16 protein-coding genes and 1 pseudogene are annotated in these 20,305 nt (G+C 37.8%); 7 read left to right on the forward strand and 10 right to left on the reverse strand.

Going from position 1 to position 20,305, the window contains the following annotated elements:
* Window positions 1–9 precede the first annotated feature (9 nt).
* A complete protein-coding gene (locus CV014_RS13145; RefSeq protein WP_236142443.1) occupies window positions 10–1,029 on the reverse strand; it encodes an aldo/keto reductase in 1,020 nt (339 codons plus the stop codon).
* A gap of 190 nt (window positions 1,030–1,219) precedes the next feature.
* A complete protein-coding gene (gene petJ, locus CV014_RS13150) occupies window positions 1,220–1,552 on the reverse strand; it encodes a cytochrome c6 PetJ (protein ID WP_442946908.1) in 333 nt (110 codons plus the stop codon).
* Between the two features lie 238 nt (window positions 1,553–1,790).
* Here petJ and CV014_RS13155 point away from each other — a divergent pair, with 238 nt between their 5' ends.
* The gene (locus CV014_RS13155) at window positions 1,791–2,594 is read left to right on the forward strand and encodes a histidine kinase (protein WP_236142444.1); all 804 of its coding nucleotides are present in this window, start codon (window positions 1,791–1,793) and stop codon (window positions 2,592–2,594) included.
* Window positions 2,595–2,831: 237 nt separating this feature from the next.
* Here CV014_RS13155 and CV014_RS13160 read toward each other — a convergent pair whose 3' ends face one another.
* The 3 genes and pseudogenes from CV014_RS13160 to CV014_RS13170 form a co-directional block, all read right to left on the reverse strand.
* A complete protein-coding gene (locus tag CV014_RS13160; RefSeq protein WP_103138415.1) occupies window positions 2,832–3,023 on the reverse strand; it encodes a YqaE/Pmp3 family membrane protein in 192 nt (63 codons plus the stop codon).
* Between the two features lie 114 nt (window positions 3,024–3,137).
* Window positions 3,138–3,532: pseudogene (locus tag CV014_RS13165) on the reverse strand (phage holin family protein).
* A gap of 184 nt (window positions 3,533–3,716) precedes the next feature.
* Window positions 3,717–5,879 (reverse strand): Tex family protein, encoded by a 2,163-nt coding sequence (locus CV014_RS13170; protein ID WP_236142489.1) that lies wholly within the window; start codon window positions 5,877–5,879, stop codon window positions 3,717–3,719.
* Between the two features lie 241 nt (window positions 5,880–6,120).
* Here CV014_RS13170 and CV014_RS13175 point away from each other — a divergent pair, with 241 nt between their 5' ends.
* Entirely contained in the window at window positions 6,121–6,330 is a 210-nt protein-coding gene (locus CV014_RS13175; RefSeq protein ID WP_236142445.1) for a hypothetical protein, read from the forward strand.
* A gap of 666 nt (window positions 6,331–6,996) precedes the next feature.
* Window positions 6,997–7,824: a glycosyltransferase family 2 protein gene (locus CV014_RS13180; protein WP_236142446.1), complete on the forward strand. Its 828-nt coding sequence runs from the start codon at window positions 6,997–6,999 to the stop codon at window positions 7,822–7,824.
* Window positions 7,825–7,856: 32 nt separating this feature from the next.
* On the opposite strand, the gene CV014_RS13185 is transcribed toward CV014_RS13180, so the two are convergent.
* Window positions 7,857–8,753: a class I SAM-dependent methyltransferase gene (locus tag CV014_RS13185; RefSeq protein WP_442946909.1), complete on the reverse strand. Its 897-nt coding sequence runs from the start codon at window positions 8,751–8,753 to the stop codon at window positions 7,857–7,859.
* Window positions 8,754–9,059: 306 nt separating this feature from the next.
* On the opposite strand from CV014_RS13185, the gene CV014_RS13190 reads away from it, so the two are divergent.
* A complete protein-coding gene (locus CV014_RS13190; RefSeq protein WP_236142448.1) occupies window positions 9,060–9,881 on the forward strand; it encodes a 2OG-Fe(II) oxygenase in 822 nt (273 codons plus the stop codon).
* Between the two features lie 409 nt (window positions 9,882–10,290).
* Here CV014_RS13190 and CV014_RS13195 read toward each other — a convergent pair whose 3' ends face one another.
* The 3 genes from CV014_RS13195 to CV014_RS13205 all read right to left on the reverse strand — a co-directional run bounded on the left by CV014_RS13195 (window position 10,291) and on the right by CV014_RS13205 (window position 14,829).
* Complete coding sequence (locus CV014_RS13195; RefSeq protein WP_236142449.1) at window positions 10,291–10,839, reverse strand: WcaF family extracellular polysaccharide biosynthesis acetyltransferase; 549 nt, start codon at window positions 10,837–10,839, stop codon at window positions 10,291–10,293.
* Window positions 10,840–11,763: 924 nt separating this feature from the next.
* On the reverse strand, window positions 11,764–12,441 hold the full coding sequence (locus tag CV014_RS13200; RefSeq protein ID WP_236142450.1) for a PEP-CTERM sorting domain-containing protein: 678 nt from the start codon (window positions 12,439–12,441) through the stop codon (window positions 11,764–11,766).
* Between the two features lie 528 nt (window positions 12,442–12,969).
* Window positions 12,970–14,829 carry a carbohydrate-binding protein gene (locus CV014_RS13205; RefSeq protein WP_236142451.1) on the reverse strand — a complete coding sequence of 620 codons (1,860 nt, stop codon included), beginning with the start codon at window positions 14,827–14,829 and terminating at the stop codon, window positions 12,970–12,972.
* Window positions 14,830–16,121: 1,292 nt separating this feature from the next.
* Between CV014_RS13205 and crtA the strand changes: the two genes are divergently transcribed.
* The 3 genes from crtA to hpsJ-A all read left to right on the forward strand — a co-directional run bounded on the left by crtA (window position 16,122) and on the right by hpsJ-A (window position 18,588).
* Window positions 16,122–16,985 carry a cyanoexosortase A gene (crtA, locus tag CV014_RS13210; RefSeq protein WP_236142452.1) on the forward strand — a complete coding sequence of 288 codons (864 nt, stop codon included), beginning with the start codon at window positions 16,122–16,124 and terminating at the stop codon, window positions 16,983–16,985.
* A complete protein-coding gene (locus tag CV014_RS13215) occupies window positions 16,985–17,641 on the forward strand; it encodes a cyanoexosortase A system-associated protein (protein WP_236142453.1) in 657 nt (218 codons plus the stop codon). The genes crtA and CV014_RS13215 overlap by 1 nt, the downstream gene beginning before the upstream one ends.
* Before the next feature lie 179 nt (window positions 17,642–17,820).
* Window positions 17,821–18,588 carry an HpsJ-like protein, cyanoexosortase A-associated gene (gene hpsJ-A, locus CV014_RS13220; RefSeq protein ID WP_236142454.1) on the forward strand — a complete coding sequence of 256 codons (768 nt, stop codon included), beginning with the start codon at window positions 17,821–17,823 and terminating at the stop codon, window positions 18,586–18,588.
* A 477-nt stretch (window positions 18,589–19,065) separates the two neighbouring features.
* Here hpsJ-A and CV014_RS13225 read toward each other — a convergent pair whose 3' ends face one another.
* Window positions 19,066–19,719 carry a PEP-CTERM sorting domain-containing protein gene (locus CV014_RS13225; RefSeq protein ID WP_236142455.1) on the reverse strand — a complete coding sequence of 218 codons (654 nt, stop codon included), beginning with the start codon at window positions 19,717–19,719 and terminating at the stop codon, window positions 19,066–19,068.
* Window positions 19,720–20,305: the final 586 nt, after the last annotated feature.

A 20,305-nucleotide genomic window follows, 5' to 3' on the forward strand; every position in this document is an offset into this window, starting at 1 on the left:
ATTCCCTAACTACCGCCTATATTCATCACCACAATCACCAATTAGCTGATACAAATTGCGTGATTTTTGGGATATGGTATTGATGCGATCGCTATCTTCAGTATCTAAGTGAAAACTAAAGACTTTGGCATTATCTTCTAGATGTTCGGCTATTCCTAGTCTGGCACCAACTATCACTCCACCAACTGCTGGTTTATCTAAAATATATCTCACAGCCACGTTAGCAATACTAACTTGGTGTTTATCAGCAATTTGTTTGAGAGTATTGAGCAACTCTTGAAATAATTGCCAACCACCCCAAGCGTCTATCATATTTTTGTATTTGCGTAAGCTGACTGTAGTTAAATCAAGACTTCGTGCTTCTGGTTTACCCAAATACTTTTCTGATAAAAATCCGCCGCAGAGTGAACCGTAAGTAAATAGTTTGATGTCATGTTGTTGACAAAATCTCACCATATTTACTTCAGGACGACGATCAACTAAAGAAAATTGTACTTGATTAGAGACAATTTTGATGCCTGCTTCAGTAATAATTTGCAGGTGTTCAGTGTCAAAGTTAGTTAATGCTAAATGTTTAATTTTGCCCTCAGTTTGCAGTTCTGCCATATATTTGAGAGCATCTAAGTAATTGCTATCTTGATATTCCCACCAATGAAACTGCATTAAATCTAGAGATTCTACAGCCATTCTTCTCAGGGAAATGTCAATATTTTCTGTTACGAATTTCTTCGTCATTTTCCCAGGACGAGGAACCCATTTAGTAAAAGCTTGAATTTGAGATAAAGCTTCTTGTCCACGTTTAGCAGCAAACTGACGACGAAATTCTCCCACAAAATCTTCTGCTGGGCCGTAGTGGTCTGCTAAGTCCCAAGTTGTAAAACCTGCATCCACATATTGAAACATACTCTCAATGGCAGCTTGAGGATTAATTCTGCCATGTGCGCCGGATACTTGCCACATACCGTTTAATATCCGACAGATGTTTAAATCAGGAGTAAATTGTAAACGACTTTCTACAGGTAATTTCATATTTAAATTTTGCTTGTTAACTATTAATTGTTGACTAAGAGATTTCCAGAAAATAAATTATCCAATTTCCTAGAGCGAATATTTTAATTTTTCCCCCTGCTCCCGTTCGGCTGACGCTCACGGCGGAAGCCTGCCCCCTGCCCTCCTGCTCACCACAGCGATGGTATATTTATTAGTTGGAAGTCCCTAATTATCGCCATCCTTTTTCTGCTTGCTCTAAAACATAAGCAGCAACATTTTGAATTTCTTGCTCAATGAGGCGGTCTTTGTAAGCTGACATATTATTTTTACCATTAGTTACAATATCTGTAACAGCTTCTATGGAGTCCATACCATATCTTTTGAGTGTCTTTTTTTGTAAGTTCTTACCGCGTCTGACAATGTTACCCCCATTAATATGACAACCAGCACAATGAACACTGAATATTTCCGCACCATTTGCTGTATCTACTGCATTGACAGGTGAAGGAAAATTAAAGGTAATCAATAACATGATAAATACTAATGTAAATATTTTTTTCACAGTTATTATTCCTATTCATGAGCATAACTATTAGCCAGGGATTATTTTCTCATAAATTGGCGATCGCCTGCACTGTTATTCTTAAGACTACTAGCAAATCTAGAACGAAGTTGAGGTTCTGAGTATTTTAACTTCTATCTAAAGGAAGTAGCTGCCATCAAATTCCCGCATCATAATATTCTTAGCAGACCTTGTTTAAAGAAGTTTATCCAAATTATCTCAATAGCAAGAATTGAAAATGGCTAATAATAATATCAAAGAGCAAATTCAATCTGATTTGCAGCAAGCAAAAGCAACTGGTCAGTTAAGAACTGAACGTATTCGTGAGATTGTCAAATCAGCAGTTGCTCAAGTAGCTTCTGAGTTTAAAGAAGGTTCTCACGAAATTCGCACACTTGTCAAAGATGCAGTTTCCGCCGTAGTGGAAAATCTGCAAGATAAAGGTACTGAATTAAAAGAGGAAGTAACCGCATCTATAGAAGGTGCTATTGAGGGAGTCAACACTAAAAGACATGAGGCTATAGTAAAAACTCAGTCAGAATTGCAAAGACTCCAAGCGCAAATAGATAGCGAAGAAGAAAAGATTCAGCAGGATGTTGATGGCATTCTCGCAGAAATTGCAGAAACCGGTAAAGAGAAAACTGCTAATACGAAAAGTGCCATTGATTCTGCCATTGATGCTATCAAAGATAGTGAAGAAGCAGCATTATTAAAGAAACGTTATGCACAATTACAAGCACAACTAGCAATTGTGCGTGCTAACTTAGCTGCACGCTACGGTGGACGCGCTGATGAAGTCCAGCATTATTTAGAGGAAGCTAACAACTGGTATAATCAAGCTCGTCCCCAAGCTGAGGCTTTAGCTACACAGGTAGAGCAGAAGCGATCGCAATTAGAACTTAAACTAGGTGAAGCTGGTACAGCTATAGCCAGAAAAGAACGTCAAATCAAACAAACATTGCGAGAATTACTACTAGCAACGGCAGATTTATTCAAAGATAAAGAGCCGAATAAACAAGATAAGGAAATAGTTCATAAATAGGTTTTCGACAATCTACTGAATAATTTCCTATATTGAAATCCCCGACTTTAAATAAGCCGGGGATTCCAATTCATCCCCTACAATGACTCAAAATCTTAGAGAATTCCAGAAAATAAACTATCCAGATTTAAGTAGCCATCATGAACTGCGTACACCAGAACAGATGTTTTCCCCCTGCTCCCTGCCCCTGCCCCCTTGCCATCAAGGTGATAGTATATTTTTTAAATTGGAACTCCCTTAGTAAACTCCTCTCTCAGCGTTTAATTGTTCTTCGCGTTTAGCAATTACCCAAATTGCATGAATACTACCAGGAAGCCAACCTAAAAGTGTCAGTAAAATATTAATCACTAAGGTCGGCCCCACTCCAACAGTTAGGAAAACACCTAATGGTGGTAGCACTAAACCAAGAATAAAACGTAATAATTTCATAAGTTTGTTGTTAAGTCTCAAGTGTATTTACATTGTCTTGAACCAACCAACTTAGTTACTCCATCTCAGGAATTATCTTCTGATTTGGTTCACTAAGTTTAAAGATGTGTAGTGTTAGCTTGATGGTAATTCGCCTTTAGTATCCACATTAGGATTCAAAGCGAGATTTCTTTCAGCAAAATACTTGCTAATAAATGTATTAGCAAAAGATAAAACAACAGGCCCCAGAATAAACGCAATCAGTCCATGAACACTGAAACCAGGGACTAGCAAGGCTGCTAATGAAAAACAAATACCGTTAACTACTAGAGAAAATGCTCCCAGAGTTAAGAAATTGAGGGTAAGGATAAGGTTGAGAGAACAGGTTTTACTGACCCATTAATTAAACCAATCACTAAAGCGGCAATTAATGCAGCCGGAAAATTAGCAATATTTACACCTGGTACAACTAAATCTACAATTAGTAGACTTAGTGCTGTAGCTAAGGTTATTAAAAAAGTTCCCAGCATTTCGTTACCTTATAGATTTAAAAATGATTTACGACTCCTTCTAGTATCTTCAATTGGTTAAATGTATGCCATCTATTACTAGGCATATTGAGTTTCTGCCAATGGGATGATTTATATGATTGATGTTGAGTATGCTGGAAACGCGTATGATGTCGCAGTCAATCTAAAATCCAAAATCCAAAATCTAAAATTGTTTGACTGCTTTCATAGAAAGACTAATACGCCTTAATTTCTCATTTACTTCTAAGACCCGCACTTTTACCACTTGTCCCACTTTGACTACTTTTTTCGGGTCATCAATAAATCTGTCAGCGAGTTGAGAGATATGTACTAAACCATCTTGGTGAACACCAATGTCAACAAATGCGCCAAAGTTGGCGACATTGGTGATAACTCCCTCTAGTTCCATTCCCTCTTGTAAATCACTGATTTCTTTAATTCCTTCTTTAAAGGTGGCGTACTTAAATTCTGCGCGGGGGTCTCTACCCGGCTTTTCTAATTCTTTCAGAATATCTCGCAGTGTAGGTTCACCAACTTGCTCATTAACGTATTTCTTTAAGTTGGTTTTTTGCAGTTTTTCCGCAATTTGTGTGACTTGATTTAATGGTACATTTAAATCAGAAGCGATCGCCTTCACTACAGGATAACTTTCTGGATGCACAGCTGTATTATCCAAGGGGTTCTCTCCCCCACGAATACGCAAAAATCCAGCCGCTTGTTCAAAGGCTTTCGGGCCTAATTTCGCTACCTTCAATAACTGTTGGCGATTTTTAAACGCTCCGTGCTGATTGCGATAAGCCACAATATTATTAGCAATTGTGGGAGTAATGCCAGAAACAAAAGTTAATAATTCTTTAGAGGCTGTGTTTAAATCTACACCAACATAGTTCACACAGCTTTCTACAGTCTCATCTAATTTCTTTTTCAATAACTTTTGGTCTACATCATGCTGATATTGTCCCACACCAATTGATTTGGGGTCAATTTTGACTAATTCGGCTAAAGGGTCTTGTAACCGTCGACCAATACTAATAGCACCCCTGACTGTAATATCTAAATCAGGAAACTCTTCAATTGCTACTTTACAAGCAGAATATATAGATGCACCAGACTCATTAACTATGACTTTAATCGGTTTTCGGTCTAGTGTTTGTAATACTTCCGTGACAAATTCATCTGTTTCACGAGAAGCTGTCCCATTACCAATGGCTATCAATTCAACTTTGTATTTTTCAATCAAATTTTTGAGAGTTTGTGCGGCTTTGTGGCGTTGTTCAGCTGCTTGATGGGGAAATATCGCCTGATATTCTAAAAATTTACCAGTTTGTTCTAAAATTGCGACTTTACAACCTGTTCTAAATCCAGGATCTATGGCTAAAGTCGGTTTCATTCCCGCAGGTGCAGATAGTAATAATTCCCGTAAATTAGCTTCAAAGGTTTTAATAGATTCTATATCTGCATAGGTTTTCTTTTCCGTCATCACTTCCCCGATAAGGGAATTTTTCATCAAGCGATTAAACGCATCTTTTAACATTGCTTGATAAAAATCGCGAATTCCACGCACTTTAGTTTTAATTTCCTGGGATTCTAGATAGGAGAGAACAAAATCTTCCTCAAAGCTAATATCAAAGCTTAATATTCCCTCAGCTTCGCCTCTGCATAAAGCCAACATATTATGAGGCGCGACATTTTTGACTTTAATTTGATAATTCCGGTACATTTCAAATTTAGTTGTACCTTCTGGATAATCATCTTTAATTCGGGAGACGAAAACCCCATCTTCTAGGAAATATTCGCGAATATAAGCACGTAAATCGGCTTTTTCTGCTACTTCTTCCGCTAAAATATCAGCCGCACCTTTTAAAGCTTCATCGGCGGTTTTAATTCCGTTAGTTTCCGAAATATATTTTGCGGCTTCTTCTTCCCATAAGGCGGAAATAGGATTTTTGACATTTAAAGCTTTGATAAAATCCGCCAATGGCTGTAAACCTTTCTCTCTGGCGATAGTTGCACGGGTGCGACGTTTTGGGCGATATGGTAGGTATAAATCCTCAAGTTCTGTTTTTTGTAAGCAAGATGAAATTTTGTTTTCTAACTCGTCGGTTAGTTTACCTTGTTCCGCGATCGCTTTTAAAATTACTGACTTTCTTTCCTCTAATTCTGATAAGTAAGTATACCTATCAGCCAATTCCCGCAGTTGGATTTCATTCATTTCTCCAGTACGTTCTTTGCGGTAACGTGCAATGAAGGGAACTGTCGCACCCTCAGCCAAAAGTTCTAGCGCGTTTTCTATCTGTTGAGGTCTTAGTTCTAGTTCAGTGGCCAGTAGATGAGGAATGTTGAGCATTACGTGTTTGAGCAAAAAAATAAAGTCCTAGAGGTAATATGCTAAATCGTTGTGCCAGTAACAGCACTGAATGTTAAGCTAATTTACTATAAGTATTTTGTAAACTTCACAAAATACATAGTTATTTTAAGTAATGTATTGTAAGCTGATCTGCTAAGTTGTAATATTAACCACAAAGAGAAAAATAACTTCAACAAGTTTTTATCAAAACTTCACATATTCGCTGTAGAGGTAAGTAGAAATGCCCTTGTTTTTTTTGATTCCTCTGGCCACAGGTCTAGCAACAGGATACATATCCCAAAAATGTCGCGATGAAACAGGCTATATTATCAGTTTATTTACGATTCTGAGTCTGATTTTGAGCCTGATTTTAGCACCTTGGCAAATACAACTTTTTCTCCTGATTGCTGTTCTAGTCAGCACCAATAGATTTTTAAAACAAAAAAATTAAGCCTACCTGAGAAAGACTTAAAAACTGCGATCGCTACAAATATAGTCTTTCTCCCAAAACTAGTAAAATATACCTAAAAATAAGAATTATCCCCAACTAAAGCATAGCTTCACTAACTAAAACCCAGTGCTTCATCACTTCACACCGCAAACTAAGTAGAACGACGTGAAAAAACCAAACTATGTGAAGTAATGTAAAAAAATTGGACTCTAGTTCGTAGTGAGGACTTTAGTCCTCTAATAAGGACTGAAGTCCTCTCTACGAGACGCTTGCGCGTAGCTTGCTTCCCCGGAGGGGTACACTACAAACCTTGAATTATCTACACCGTTCTACTTAACGTCAGTGAAGCACTTCCAATTAAAACTATTGCACCCTTGAAGCTGTGACATCCATAGGTTGCATAATTTCATTTGGCGAGCAAAACTTTCAGTAGTGCTGAGTAGTGAGTGCTGAGTGTAACCCCATAGTAAAGCGAGGGGATTGAAATCAGGACGTATTTTTTCTTGCACTATGGTTTCCAGCCAAAATTCCCCATCTAAAACCCCAAATTGGTTCAAGCTCACTTGAGATGGAAATTATACTAATTATGGCTGACTGCACAGGAGTAATGCTATTTTTTGTAAATCGCTCACAAAACCACTAACTGCATCAGTTATCTAATTCCCTATGCAAACACCAACGACAGAGAATTGGTCTAATCCCGATGGCACCAATGTATCTATGCTAGAGCAAATCACCCCACTCATTCTGACTTATAATGAAACTCCCAATATTGGTCGCACCCTTGATTGCCTGACTTGGGCAAAAAAAATTATAGTTATTGATAGCTACAGCACTGATACAACCCTAGAAATTCTCAAATCTTATCCCCAAGTCCAGGTCTTTCAGCGTGAATTTGATACCCACGGCAAACAATGGAACTACGGTCTAGAACAAGTCCAGACTCCTTGGGTACTCTCTTTAGATGCAGATTATCTAGTCACAGATGATTTAATCTCTGAAATTGCCACCTTACCAGTCGATGGGCAAATCGATGGCTACTTTGCTCAATTCAAATATTGTGTATTTGGTCAACCCGTTCGCAACACTAGAATTCTTCCTCCCCGTCAAGTCCTGTTTAAAAAAAGCAAAGCCATCTATATTGATGATGGACACACACAAGTTTTACAATTAACAGGTCAATCTACCCTACTATCTGCTTATATCTATCACGACGATCGCAAACCTTTCAGTAGATGGCTATGGGCGCAAGAACGCTACACAGTCCTAGAATCTAAAAAAATCTTAGCAACTCCCGTAAACCAATTAGACTGGGTTGACCGTATCCGCAGAAAAAAAGTTTTAGCTCCCTGGATGGTATTTATCTATTGCTTATTTGTTGAAGGCTGGATTTTTGACGGTTGGCGTGGTTGGTATTATGTCTTTCAACGTGTATTAGCAGAAACTATCCTCGCCATACGGTTGATTGAAGCCGAAAACTTAAAAAATCATTAACAAAATTTTTCCACCCATAATTTTGATCCCAATCAATTTAGGCGAGTTGCAACACACATCAACGATAATGCAGCCTCTGGGGAATGAGGGTTTATACCTGATAATCTTTGAGCTACGCGATACTTCCAAAAAGGCTTACCATAATCACCCTGTAATGCAGCTGCACCCACCTGATGATTATGAGGATAAACCTTAACCGCAAAACCCATAGGTTCGAGCATTTCGTAAAACATTTTTGATGTCACACCATCACAAGCTTTGTGGTGTACTTCTGTTGCTAAACCCCAAGATTGTTCCTCAGCAGTAGAATGTCCACCTCGTTTCATATATCGATAAATTGGCAATCGCAATTGCCACAATAATGACCCTAAACCTTTAAACTGATAAGCACTCTTTTGCGGATCATGATCTGTAATTAAAAGTCCACCAGGCCTGACTAACTTAGCCGCTTCTTTTAACACCTGAGCCATATCATCGCAATGGTGTAAACACGCATTTACAACCACAATATCAGCAAACTCAGACTTTAACGGTAACTTGTGAGCATCCGCCAAAATAGCTGTATATCCCAGTTTAGAAGCTATTTTCAAAGCCCCCAAGGAAACATCTACACCAAGTAATAACTCCGGTTCACCACAAAACTCTTTTAAAGACGCATAGACATTTCCAGGGCCACAACCAATATCCACAACTATTTTGCCCTGCCAACTACCAATTACTTCTCTCCACAGTTCAATGAAATTTTCATCTCTGTGACACGCTTCAAAGTAATTCAAACCCCATTCTGGATGTCCGAAATAGTAGCTGTTAGCCTGAATTGCTGGAGTTGGGTTGAAAATTTTGCAAACAACAACATCTTCATCACATCTTTCAATTTCTTCTGGATGGGCAAAGTACTGAAAATAGTTTTTAATTGCTTGCATCAACATAAAGTCTCTGACTACCTAACAGTATGTCTACTTAATTTAACTGTTGCCAACACGAATATACCAAATTGTTTTTGCAATTACCCATGCTTTATTGAAAATAAACAAGAATTTTATGTATAATCGTAGTTGACATTTGTTTCTAACTATGTGTTTATCAAAAAAACACAAATGAAATTAATAATTTTATGAAGTAAATACCTCTATTGGTAGATTGCATTATTGCATTATTTATAGTTTACAGTTTTGTCGAAATCAAAACCAAAATAGTTAATTGAATTACCTTTAAAAACCTAAAATAGAACGCAAATGCTACAAAAACAAGATTTACGCAACTATTATGCAGAGCAAATTTTCAATAAGCTCACAACATATAAGTCAGTTTTAAAAGCAGAATTTGCCATTACTGACAGGATTAATAGTTGCTATATAGACAATTTATTAAATGAAGACGAGGTTATTGAAATCTATAAAGCCTTTCCTCATAAAGAGGAATTATTGCAGCTTAAAGATATCAGAGAACATAAATATGTAGGCATCCAGTTGAATAAATACAATCCAATTCTGGAAGAAATCATCTATGCCTTCCAGGACAAGAGAATTGTAGATTTAATCGCAGACATCACAGGCTTTGAAAAACTCACGGCTGATGAATATCTCTATGCTGCTGGTTTTAGCCTGATGGAATACGGTTGCTTTCTCAATCCTCATCTGGATAATTCCCATGATAAAGATATTAAGAACTATCGAGTTTTGAACTTACTATATTACGTAACTCCAGATTGGCAAGAAAGTTATGGTGGTAACTTGGAACTTTGGGATCGAGGGTTAAAACAACCTGCTAGAACTATCCACAGTAAATTTAATCGCCTAGTAATTATGGTGACAAATCGGACTTCTTTACACTCTGTTAGTCCGATTAATCATCATGGACGGCGTTGTTGTGTATCCAACTATTACTTTTCACCAACACCAGCCACACCAGAAAAATATTATCACGTCACTTCTTTTAGGGGTCGTCCAGAACAACAACTCAGAGATGTCGTTTTACGAGGAGACGCTACTTTACGGAATATGGTGCGGAAGATTTTTAAGAATAAACTCAAGAAACCTCATTTCTATCAGAAATAGACTCGAAATATTAGGAATTACGCCTGATGTGAGTTAGGAAAACCTTCCATATCCAAAAAGTAGCCGATGCTTGCAGCTAATGAGACTCAGTAGGGGCCGGTTCACCGAGATCATCGTTAATTGTTCATGATACTTGATTAACCCGCCCCTACAAATATCTATGGAATTACCCGATTTTAATTCACATTAGATAAAAAAATATCCAAACTGTAGGGTGTGTCAGTGTGAGAAAACCTAACTATACCAAGAGGTTATTCATACTGACGCACCCTACTAAGCTGTTTATTTGGGACAATTGATTTTTTGGTGTTCTCTAATCTCCCTTAACCCTGGGATTGCTTCCCTACACTTCGTTTCGGATCGCAATGACATTATCGGCGTTGCGTTCGCCCTGGACTTACGATTTTTCCTAATCTTGTGTAATCTTTCTTTTCTTAATTGATTGGGCTGGATTACCGGCATAAATGGTCATCGGCTCTAAGGATCTGCCAGTTACCGAGCCTAATGCTAAAATAGCCCCACGACCAACAGTTACACCAGGGCCAATCACAGACTTAGCCGCAATCCAACTACTCTCTTGAATCAGGATGGGGGCTATCATCAATTGGAAATCAGGACGACTCCAATCATGATTGCCTGTACACAAATAAACACCTTGAGAGATACAAACATGACTTTCTATGGTGACATGAGCTAAGTTATCTATCCAAGCATCTTCTCCAATCCATACATAGTCACCCACAGTCAACCGCCAAGGAAACTTGACTCGCACTCCTGGCTTAATCCGCACACCTTGCCCAATTCTTGCACCAAACCACCGCAACACTAAAACCTTGATGCTTGATATAGGTAACAAATGACTTTCTACTAGAGGCGAACCGAAAAAATACCAAGAAAGTTGTTGCCAAAATGGTACACCAGGGCTGTATTCACCAACACTGTAGGTATCTAAACGCATAATTTTTCTCGGAAAATCACTGATACTATGAGTGAGAGCCTATCTAACGCCGTGTGCAACTTTTCTTTCAACCTAACCCCCAACCCCTTCCCTTGTAGGGAAGGGGAGCAAGATTTAAAGCCTCTACGCCACTTGCTTTAAGTCGGGAAACCCGCCCAACGCAGTGGCTCCTCCTTGTAGGCTACGGTGTACACACAAGCGATCGGATAACTATCAGTCCTCTGTTTACCCCACCCTAACCCTCCCCTTGGAAATGGGAGGGAACTAGATTTTCTTGTTTCCCCCATTTCCAAGGGGAGATTAAGGGGGGTAATTCTACTTGTGTGTACACAGTAGCCTACTAGTGCATCTGTAAGTAGCAAATTTATTGATGAAGATGCACTTTATTCCGTACAGTAGAGACGTTGCATGCAACGTCTCTACATCATTCATTCGGCGCAACTTAACAGAGAATTGGTAATAAGAACTTATTTATCAAAGTAAACATCAAGTAGGTTGGTTTCCTTGCTTCAACCCAACACCAATATTCATTGTTGAATTTCCGAGATTTATGTTAGGTTGTGCTGCGCTTAACCCAACATACACCCGATGCACTGATAATTTTATGGAGATTATTATATTTATATATAATATTTATCATAAATACTCTGATTGAGCCTAAAACCTTTACACTGCAAAGCTTTGGAGACTGTCACCTGTCAACTGCTCAATTAAAACTTTAAATTGTGACACCTCATTAAAACCTCTTATAGAAACACTTAAGAAAGCTGAACTCTAGCTTTTCTGATTCTTAGCTTTTTCACTAAGACAATTTAAATCCCTGGTGCAAAACTTGGGTGAGAGTTTTGCGTTTAGCGAGACTATCACCGGAACACAAAATAGAATTGATCGTTGTTATTTGATGTTAAGTTAGCTCAAGTGAGTTTAAACTTTTGCAAGTTCCTTGTCTTTTTTGGCATAGCGTTTTTTGAGGAAAGCACCAAAACCAGCACCTAAAGCTAGACCACCCATTGTTAGGGGTTCGGGTACAGCAGTTGCTGTCAAGCTATAGCCTCCAGTACCCGAATTAAACTCCCCGGAGATGCGAGCCAAACCAGATGTATTTGTACCAAATGTCCAGTAACCTTCTGCATTGTTAACTGTCATTAGTGATTGTAAACCTGAACCAGTTCTTACGAATGTAGCAGAAGTCAGATTGAACGTTAGTTGCTGAGGACCTGTTCCATCAAATGTCCGTAACCCAAAATTTAAAAATGGTATTACACCACCTGCTGGCAGTTGATATGAATTGAAGGTGCCAACTATCGGTACAGTCTGAGTAGCAAGAAAGTCTAGATTTAAAGCCGAGATGGTAAGCGTGCCTGTATCAAGCTCAGGGTCAAATTTATCGAATCCTGGCTGTATGTCAGTTACAGACACAGTGTTAAAATTGACAGTGAGATCCTTAGTCGTTGAGTCTTCAACGCTACTCCATCTACCACCTACACTAACCGAACCAGGAGCAATACTAATTGCCATTGCAGAAGACGGGGCAAAAGCAACAACTGCTGCTGTTGTAGCAGCAAATGTTGCGCCAAATAAGGCAGATTGAAGATGTTTCATAAGTTTCTAGTTGATTTTGATGTATCTGGTATGCAAAAGCTGATACAAGAATCAATCAATCATGTATAAAATGGCACTTTTGATGCAAGTATCATTTTAATTGCATAAATTAATTGATGTAATACTAGTAACAGTGAATACCATAGTTTCATAACTACAGTATAATCACAATAGTCACTTGTATAATTCATCAAATCTTTGCAGGAAATAAATATTAAGTTTAATTTATTTTTTAATTCCTAAAAAGAAATTATACATTTACTCCTATATGAGAATTAAAATATCCAAAATCTTTGTTATTCCTTAACCTTGTTTTGCAAAAATATACTTATAACTTTTCTTGCCCACTTAGTTAAATCACTATATATGTACTAAATCAACGTGCGCCTCCAATGGAGACATACGTTAATTTATAATCAAAATGTAGGGTGCGTCAGAAGTAGATATCCCAAGTACACCAAGAAAATATCTATACTGACGCACCCTAATAAGAGTTAGTATTTGGTGTTCCCTCAAGTCTTGAAGCCGTTAATTAGGCGCTCTTACCCCATTCGTTCCAAATGCAGAATAGTCGGCTGTCGGGAAGGCACTGGCATTACCATCTGCCCTATAATGAAATTTCTGAACAGGAACAACTTGCTTCAAAGTAACTCCCAGATCAGGAGCAGGTGATGTCCTAGCGTTTTTCCCATAAGCATCCGTATATACTACAGAACTTGGAGAATCATTAAACTGAAGACCTGAAAAGTGAGTATTGGAATGCACAGTTCCTCGGAAGGGCGAACGGGGGTCATCCCAGGTAACTCTACTTCCAGCAGCCAGAACTTCTTGACACAAAAGCGTGTTAGCAAGAGGATGGCTCGAATTATAGCAAGCATCCACCGTTCTACGGATTTTTGTTGAGGATGACGCATCATAAAAACGGGCAGGATTTGTAACATTAAAGTAAAAACTTTTGCCAGCAAAAGCGGTAAGCCAAAATTCCGTGTTTCTTCTAATAACATCTGAAGATTGTTCCTCTTTTGTACCCCGTAAATAACATTCCGTCGTGGGAATAGCGCGATGAAAACCCCCGCTTGGCTGGTTAATAGGGTTTGGTGTGATTCCAGGTAGGACTGGGAGGGTACATAACGGAGCTTGAGACTCTATGAACTGTCCAGGTCTACCAAACAAAGCAAAATGTTTTAAGTTGAAGGGAGCTAGCCCATCACATTTACCAGACGCAAACATTTCATGAGCCGTATTTGTCAGCGCATCTGGTGAATGTGTACCCATATGTACTTTTAAGCTGACATCACAGGTTTTTGTTTCACTGCTATTGTTGGCGTTGTACATACGCCAGTTATTAGCCACAAGCACCTTATGTCCAAAGTGATCTTCATGTCTATGAACAGATGGATTAGATGGATTATTCGCTGCTAATTGCTCGTTAACATAACCAAAAGCTGGCATACCCGCAATATTAAATACTTCTGAACTGCGCGGATCATCCCCATGTTCATGACCATATGTACAATAGATATTTGTTTCTGGGTTAAAATCTACAGGCGGATGCCAGGTGGGGTAAACCTTACCATCCTCGCCTCTTGTCCAATAGGTATCGTGCATCCACTTAGGACATTCCCATGTTTTACCAGGAGACCACATCCCATAGGATTTAGCCAGAATTTCGGAAACTGCTGGTAGTAGGTCTTTTGTCCGTACTGGTTTACCGGAGATTGCCAATACAGGCGCGCCTTTGTTGACAGCATCTGGTTGGACTTTTTGTATCTCGTCAATTTTCTGCACCGTATTCTGCGCCCAAAAAGCAAACCAATTAAAGCGCATCTTGCTGTTAGTTCCTGTAAACCTGATGACAAGGTTTTGTGTTCCTTTAGCAAGACTGCTATTTAAAGGACATGGAACTGTACGATAAATTGACTCAGAACCGGTACTATTGATGTTACACTTTCCTAATAGGGTGCCGCTAGCTGACCCACTACGGACTTCAACACCGTTTGTCCCAGAAGGCAAAGCGATACGTAGCATCAATGCTTGCACACCACTGCCTAAATCAAGGTTGTTATATACCGCATAGTTACCATTTGATGCCTTGGTTAGTTCCTGGGATACTTTGGTGAAACCAACAGAAGATGGATTTTCGCTACGCTCCCAGTAATCTCCCCAAACTGTCTCTAAACCAATACGAGAGGCAAAACTGAGCGCGTCTATACGGTGAAATACTGGCCAAGGCACGATCGCACTCGACGGAATTGTAGATATAGAGGTTGCTACTTCATATCTCAGTGGCACGTTCACAGGAGTGCGTGCATGGCTAATACCAGAGAAACTCAATAGTAATGCGATCGCAGCATATGCGAAAAATTTGACAATTGTATTCTTTGTCATTTAGGAATCCATTTGATTACTGAACTTAACTAATGCAGGCACGAAACAGGTAACACAAAAGAGCGAAGTTAGAGGTTTAACCAACTTCGGGAAAATCAAATGAGAGTCCTAATATTCCACTGAAATTCAGTAGCATTTGCTAAATCACAACAGGACTAAGCAATACCAGTATTCTGGCTGCTACTACGCGTGCTTAATGATTAATGCACGACACACAAGATAATATATTACAAATCGAGGTAATCACCTCAGCATTTCTTTGGATTAGAAGATGCTTTATGAAACTTTTGTCTGAAAACTTACATGGACTAAGTATTTACAGGAACGAAGTGTAGGGAAGCAATCCCAGTGTCAGGGAAGATCACGCCGCGATCGCTCGTTATGACAGAGTTACTTTAGAAACTTCTAGAAAATCAACTCTCCAAATTTATCGTCTTCAACACAGATGTTTTCCCCCTGCCCTCTTGCCCTCAACGTGATAGTATATTTTTTTAATTGGAAGTCCCTTATTTTTGCGTAAGTCCTGGAAGCAACTAACTGCACTTTAATTCTGAATGAGGAGCTATATGAGAATATACTCTAAGATTAAATGAAGATTTGATGAAAAATTTTCAGCAAGTGTTGTATTACTTGTACATTTTATGCAAAGTTATTTACATATACTATGTAGCTACTAAGGTATAGCAAATTTATGTTAACCCAGTGCATCTGACGAAAAAAATCGATTAAACGTCGAAAATTTCTTGATGGAATGCTGTCTATGGATGTATAAAATTTAGCTATATTAAGGAGGGCAGTCAGACTCTTTGCAATCTAGGAAATCACTTAAATTATTTCTATGAGTGATAGCATCAGCATCAATTCAAATATCTAATTGGGATAGTGTTGTATCAAATCTCTAATCCCTCAAAGTGTTTTTAATGACTCGCTTCATTGTAGTGTTTTCCCCTATCGTGTAAGTCTAGTTGGGCTTCTAACCAACAATATACATATGTTTTGCAAGCCTAAACTGGCTGCGATACATAGTATTATGTATGCAAAAATATTTGCACTCAAAAAAGTATAAATAAATCAAATAATTACAGGATTTAGACTATAAATAATGTTTAAACCTGGAAGATTCTTAATATTGCTTTTACTTTGCAATATAGTAGTCATCATGTTTGATTGTTGAAGTTACTTCTATAGCTAGGAAACTCTTAAAAGCAAAGATGGAATAGAGGTATACTGACTTTGCATAAATCAAATATAACTTCTCTATGTAGTTTGTGTAAACCTAACTAATTTTTACGATGAAAGCGATGCAAAATAAGTTATCTATATCACTAAAAAGTGTTGAATTATGGTTATTAGGAATAGCTGGGTCATTAATAGGAATTAACTTAACACTAGTTGCAAGGAAGGATGATCCAACAAACTTTTACATCAATGCCTTATTTTTGTTAGTGGTATATCTATCGCTCAAAGATAAGAAACATAAACTAAATTTAAATAGTGATTTTTTCTCTAGCTTGATGGGTGTATTTTTTATAATTGTAATATTTATAATTAGTTTGTTGCAAATAAATATTGGCATATTATCATTACTCCCACCCTTGATATCTGGCATTGGTCTAGCCCTACTAGCTTCTGGCTATAGAGGACTAAAGCAATACTATCAAGAGTTGTGGCTCTTGAGTTTTCTAACCATACGATATTTCCTATTGAATTTCCCAATAGATATATCAATTTTAACTGCTAAATTATCTACAGCTATACTTTGGTATACGGGTTTTAAAGTCAGTCGCTCTGGAATTGTTGTTAATTTGCCTACAGGAAGCATAGAAGTGTATTCTGGTTGTTCTGGAGTAGATATAATCGTAGATTTATTAAGCCTAGTAGTATTGTTTATTTTTATGTTTGATATTAAGTTAAAGCAGAAAATTATGTTACCAATAATATCTACGACGCTAGGATTTATTGTTAATGGTTTCAGAGTTGCACTGATGGCTATCTTAGTAGCGCAGGGTGATCAGCAAGCCTTTAAATATTGGCATGAGGGTGATGGCTCTCTGATATTTTCTATGATTGCTAGTTTCTTCTTATGCTGTTTCTGCTGGTTTCTACTCAGTAGAAATGAACAAGAAAGTAAAAATAACGCAACTTCCTTAAATTAATGTACTGGAAAGAAAATCGAATTAAATTTTTAGCTTTAATATTTGGTGCAGGGATATTAGTTTTAGGAAAGTCAATTTTATTTCCTAATCCTGATGAACCTACAGCTAATAATTTCATTTTCCCTCAAGAAGTACCTTTAGAAGAATGGCAGCCTAGTGTAGTCACACCAGCTAAATCTTTGGTGAAGGACAATCCAGATTTATTGGCGCAAAAATATTACAGGTATTCAAAAAATGATTTATCTCTAGATATTGAAATGCGCTATTTACAGAATTTTTATCATGCAGATATTGGGGTATATCTCCAGCGCAATCTCGGTATCACATCGTCTAGCGTAGTACGTTATCAGAAAGAAGTTGGGTACTACGGATTAGGAGTAGAAAAACAGACAGCTTATCTTAGCACTTGTATAAACCCACGAGGAGGTACTACCTTCACTCATCCACAGTTTAGAGATAATCGCTTTTCTCAAGATATCAACCTGAATCGTTTAATACCTATTTTGCTAGGGCAAGAAGCCCTGCTAGATAAACGCTGTTTGTGGGTATATTTATCGATGCCTTTAAAAAATTCTTCCCCTGAAGAGTCTTACCAAGTATTAGAAAAAGCTTGGTTCGCATGGTACAAGTGGTGGCAACCACGATTTCCTAAGTAAGTCGGTGCGACAAAACCAAACTACATTAAGCAATGTAAAAATTGGGAAATTCGTTTTGTAGTGAGGACTTTAGTCCTCAAATAAGGACTGAAGTCCTCACTACCAACCTTGAATTATTTACACCGTTCTACTTAAACCTTGAGTTTTAACAACCTTAATTTTTTAATTACCTGAAACTTATGGCTGAAACTGACATCCGTGAATCTAACACCCGCGAACCTGAAATCCGCGAATTTGTAGAATCAGAATTTACCAAACTAAGTAAATTGGTAGGGACTATACAGCCTCTACTAGAGCTAGTTAGTCTTTGGCGTTTACTGGGCTATGGTATGTTGTTTTTGGCACTATTAGACATCATTGAAATGTTTGTGCCACCAAGCTTTATGAATCCTAGTTGGGAATTTCAAACAATGGGAAGGTTGGTAAACCAAGTAGGTGTACCATTAATTGCTACATTATTTGTATTTTCCGGTAAATTAGCAAAAAGAGGTAAATGGGAACTACCTTTATTAGCTTTATTATCTCGTTTAGCTTTGTTAGTAGCCTTACTATACCTGCTATTAATTCCTCTAGGAGTATTTAACACGGTACGTTTGTATAATACTAATCTTGAGCAAATTAAGACCGGTTATGAGCAAAGACTTTCTCAGGCGAATCAAGTTGAACAACAGTTAAATCAAACTTCATCAACACAGATAGAGGATTTAATTAAGAGGCAGGGTGGTTCATTAAATGGGAGAAATCCTGAAGATGTAAAAAATCAAATTCTCTCTCAATTGACACAAGCCAAGCAACAACTAAAAACCCAAAAAGAAACTAATCAGTCTTCGGTAAGTTTGAATTTAATTAAAAATTCCGTCAAGTGGAATTTAGGGGCTTTGATATCAGCAGTTTTGTTTTTTATTATCTGGAAGGAAACACGCTGGGCAAGAAGAAGAACAGCCTAGTGGCGTGGCAACTCTAAAATAGTGTATTAGATGTAGGTTGGGTTGAATAATGAGACTCAACCTACAAAATTTATTGAACTGGTTGAGCTAGTAGCTAGGGATAAATTACGCCTGATGTTAATTAGAAAAACCTTCTATATCCAAAAAAAAGGCCATGCTTGGAGCTAATGAGACTCGGTAGGGGTGGGTTCACCGATATCATCGTTAATTGTTAATGATATTTGATTAACCCACCCCTACGAATGTCTATAGAATTACCCGATTTTAATTCACATTAAACGTAAATTGTAATATATGTGTATTTTATTTATATCAGGGAGTGTAAATATTTGGAATTAAGAAAAATAGAGAACACATTAAAATTTAGATAGGAGTGTTTTATGTCACGGTTATTTAAAATACCTAATTAGACCACTGACACACCATTTAGAGAATCTAGCCTTACTGTTGGCTTCATCCAAGTGATTGCAGTTGTGATTAAACTGCTACTTTTGCTTTAGCTTCTTTTTTGCCGTACTTGCGCTTTAACACGCCTAATCCTACAGTACCTACACCAAGACCAAGCATAGTGATAGGTTCGGGAACGGGTTGAGTAGGAAGTTGTGCCGTGAATAAGGAAAGATGAGATAGATTGGGTTGTTTGCCACCGTTGTTAAGTATACCAACAGTAGACCATTTTCCGTTTGTCACAGCCTGGGTGATGTTTTCAAACAGATACACGGAAAAACCTGTACCAGCTTTCAGACTAATAGCAAAGGGTCCTGAGATACTATTGGAACTCCATGTTCCTGTTTTAGCGTCGTCAAAACCATCAAAAACCCCTTGATTCCCAGAGGCTTCATCTTTGCGAACCAAAGTCCAGTTGTAGCTTGTGCCAAACAGAGTGTTCAATTTACTCAGTAATGGATCACCATTTCCTGTTACATCATTGTTATAAGGCCAAGCTGTGGAATCAGTTTCCAATTCACCCCTACAAGCAGTTGCACTAATATCGTTAGAACCAGATGTGTAAGTAACATCTGTCACTTGACATATAGCAGTAGTGATAGCATTAGCTGGTGAAGCATTTGCACCAACCGCAATGCTTGCTCCTAATAATAGAGCAGACAAAACTGAAGTATGTTTCATCATCTTTTAGAAACCGAAAATACAGTGTTTTCAACATATAGTGAAACTACCAGTCAGTCAAATAGATATATTTGATAACTTCATCAAATACTTGTCAAAATTACATAGTTAATTACTCTAATATTCAATTATTTTTGAGAAAATTTGCTAGTTATTTAATAATAGTGGTGCGTTACGACTAAATATCATTTTTTAACACGCTCAAATCCTTGCAAAGCCCTAATACACCTTACTAGCGTGTCAAGCTTTAAATTTTGCATTAAAGAATTGATTTTATCCGCGTTTATCGGCGTTTATCTGCGTTCAACTTCTTCCAGAAAATTCACCATTTAAGGCTTGCCACACCACTACTTAATAATTTTTCTTCCAAGCTGCTAGCTATTTTCAGGCAGAAATAGGGAACAGTAAACATTTGCCAGTAAAATTTCTGGCGAAATAATACAACACCCTACAGCGTCAGGACTGATAATTGATAGCTGATATAAGTAGAACAGGAAAATAATTCAAGGTTTTTCGTGAGAACTTTAGTTCTCTCTGCGAAACGCTCCGCGAACAAAAAAGGACTAAAGTCCTTACTACAAACTGATAT

Origin of the sequence: Nostoc sp. CMAA1605 (assembly GCF_021596505.1) — a bacterium.
GTDB lineage: Bacteria > Cyanobacteriota > Cyanobacteriia > Cyanobacteriales > Nostocaceae > Trichormus.

Bases quoted from the DNA above. Each gene is read 5' to 3' on its own strand.
- CV014_RS13145 (WP_236142443.1), bottom strand. From the start codon at position 1,029: ATGAAATTACCTGTAGAAAGTCGTTTACAATTTACTCCTGATTTAAAC.
- CV014_RS13155 (WP_236142444.1), top strand. From the start codon at position 1,791: ATGGCTAATAATAATATCAAAGAGCAAATTCAATCTGATTTGCAGCAA.
- CV014_RS13160 (WP_103138415.1), bottom strand. From the start codon at position 3,023: ATGAAATTATTACGTTTTATTCTTGGTTTAGTGCTACCACCATTAGGT.
- CV014_RS13170 (WP_236142489.1), bottom strand. From the start codon at position 5,879: ATGCTCAACATTCCTCATCTACTGGCCACTGAACTAGAACTAAGACCT.
- CV014_RS13175 (WP_236142445.1), top strand. From the start codon at position 6,121: ATGCCCTTGTTTTTTTTGATTCCTCTGGCCACAGGTCTAGCAACAGGA.
- CV014_RS13180 (WP_236142446.1), top strand. From the start codon at position 6,997: ATGCAAACACCAACGACAGAGAATTGGTCTAATCCCGATGGCACCAAT.
- CV014_RS13185 (WP_442946909.1), bottom strand. From the start codon at position 8,753: ATGTTGATGCAAGCAATTAAAAACTATTTTCAGTACTTTGCCCATCCA.
- CV014_RS13190 (WP_236142448.1), top strand. From the start codon at position 9,060: ATGCTACAAAAACAAGATTTACGCAACTATTATGCAGAGCAAATTTTC.
- CV014_RS13195 (WP_236142449.1), bottom strand. From the start codon at position 10,839: ATGCGTTTAGATACCTACAGTGTTGGTGAATACAGCCCTGGTGTACCA.
- CV014_RS13200 (WP_236142450.1), bottom strand. From the start codon at position 12,441: ATGAAACATCTTCAATCTGCCTTATTTGGCGCAACATTTGCTGCTACA.
- CV014_RS13205 (WP_236142451.1), bottom strand. From the start codon at position 14,829: ATGACAAAGAATACAATTGTCAAATTTTTCGCATATGCTGCGATCGCA.
- crtA (WP_236142452.1), top strand. From the start codon at position 16,122: ATGAAAGCGATGCAAAATAAGTTATCTATATCACTAAAAAGTGTTGAA.
- CV014_RS13215 (WP_236142453.1), top strand. From the start codon at position 16,985: ATGTACTGGAAAGAAAATCGAATTAAATTTTTAGCTTTAATATTTGGT.
- hpsJ-A (WP_236142454.1), top strand. From the start codon at position 17,821: ATGGCTGAAACTGACATCCGTGAATCTAACACCCGCGAACCTGAAATC.
- CV014_RS13225 (WP_236142455.1), bottom strand. From the start codon at position 19,719: ATGATGAAACATACTTCAGTTTTGTCTGCTCTATTATTAGGAGCAAGC.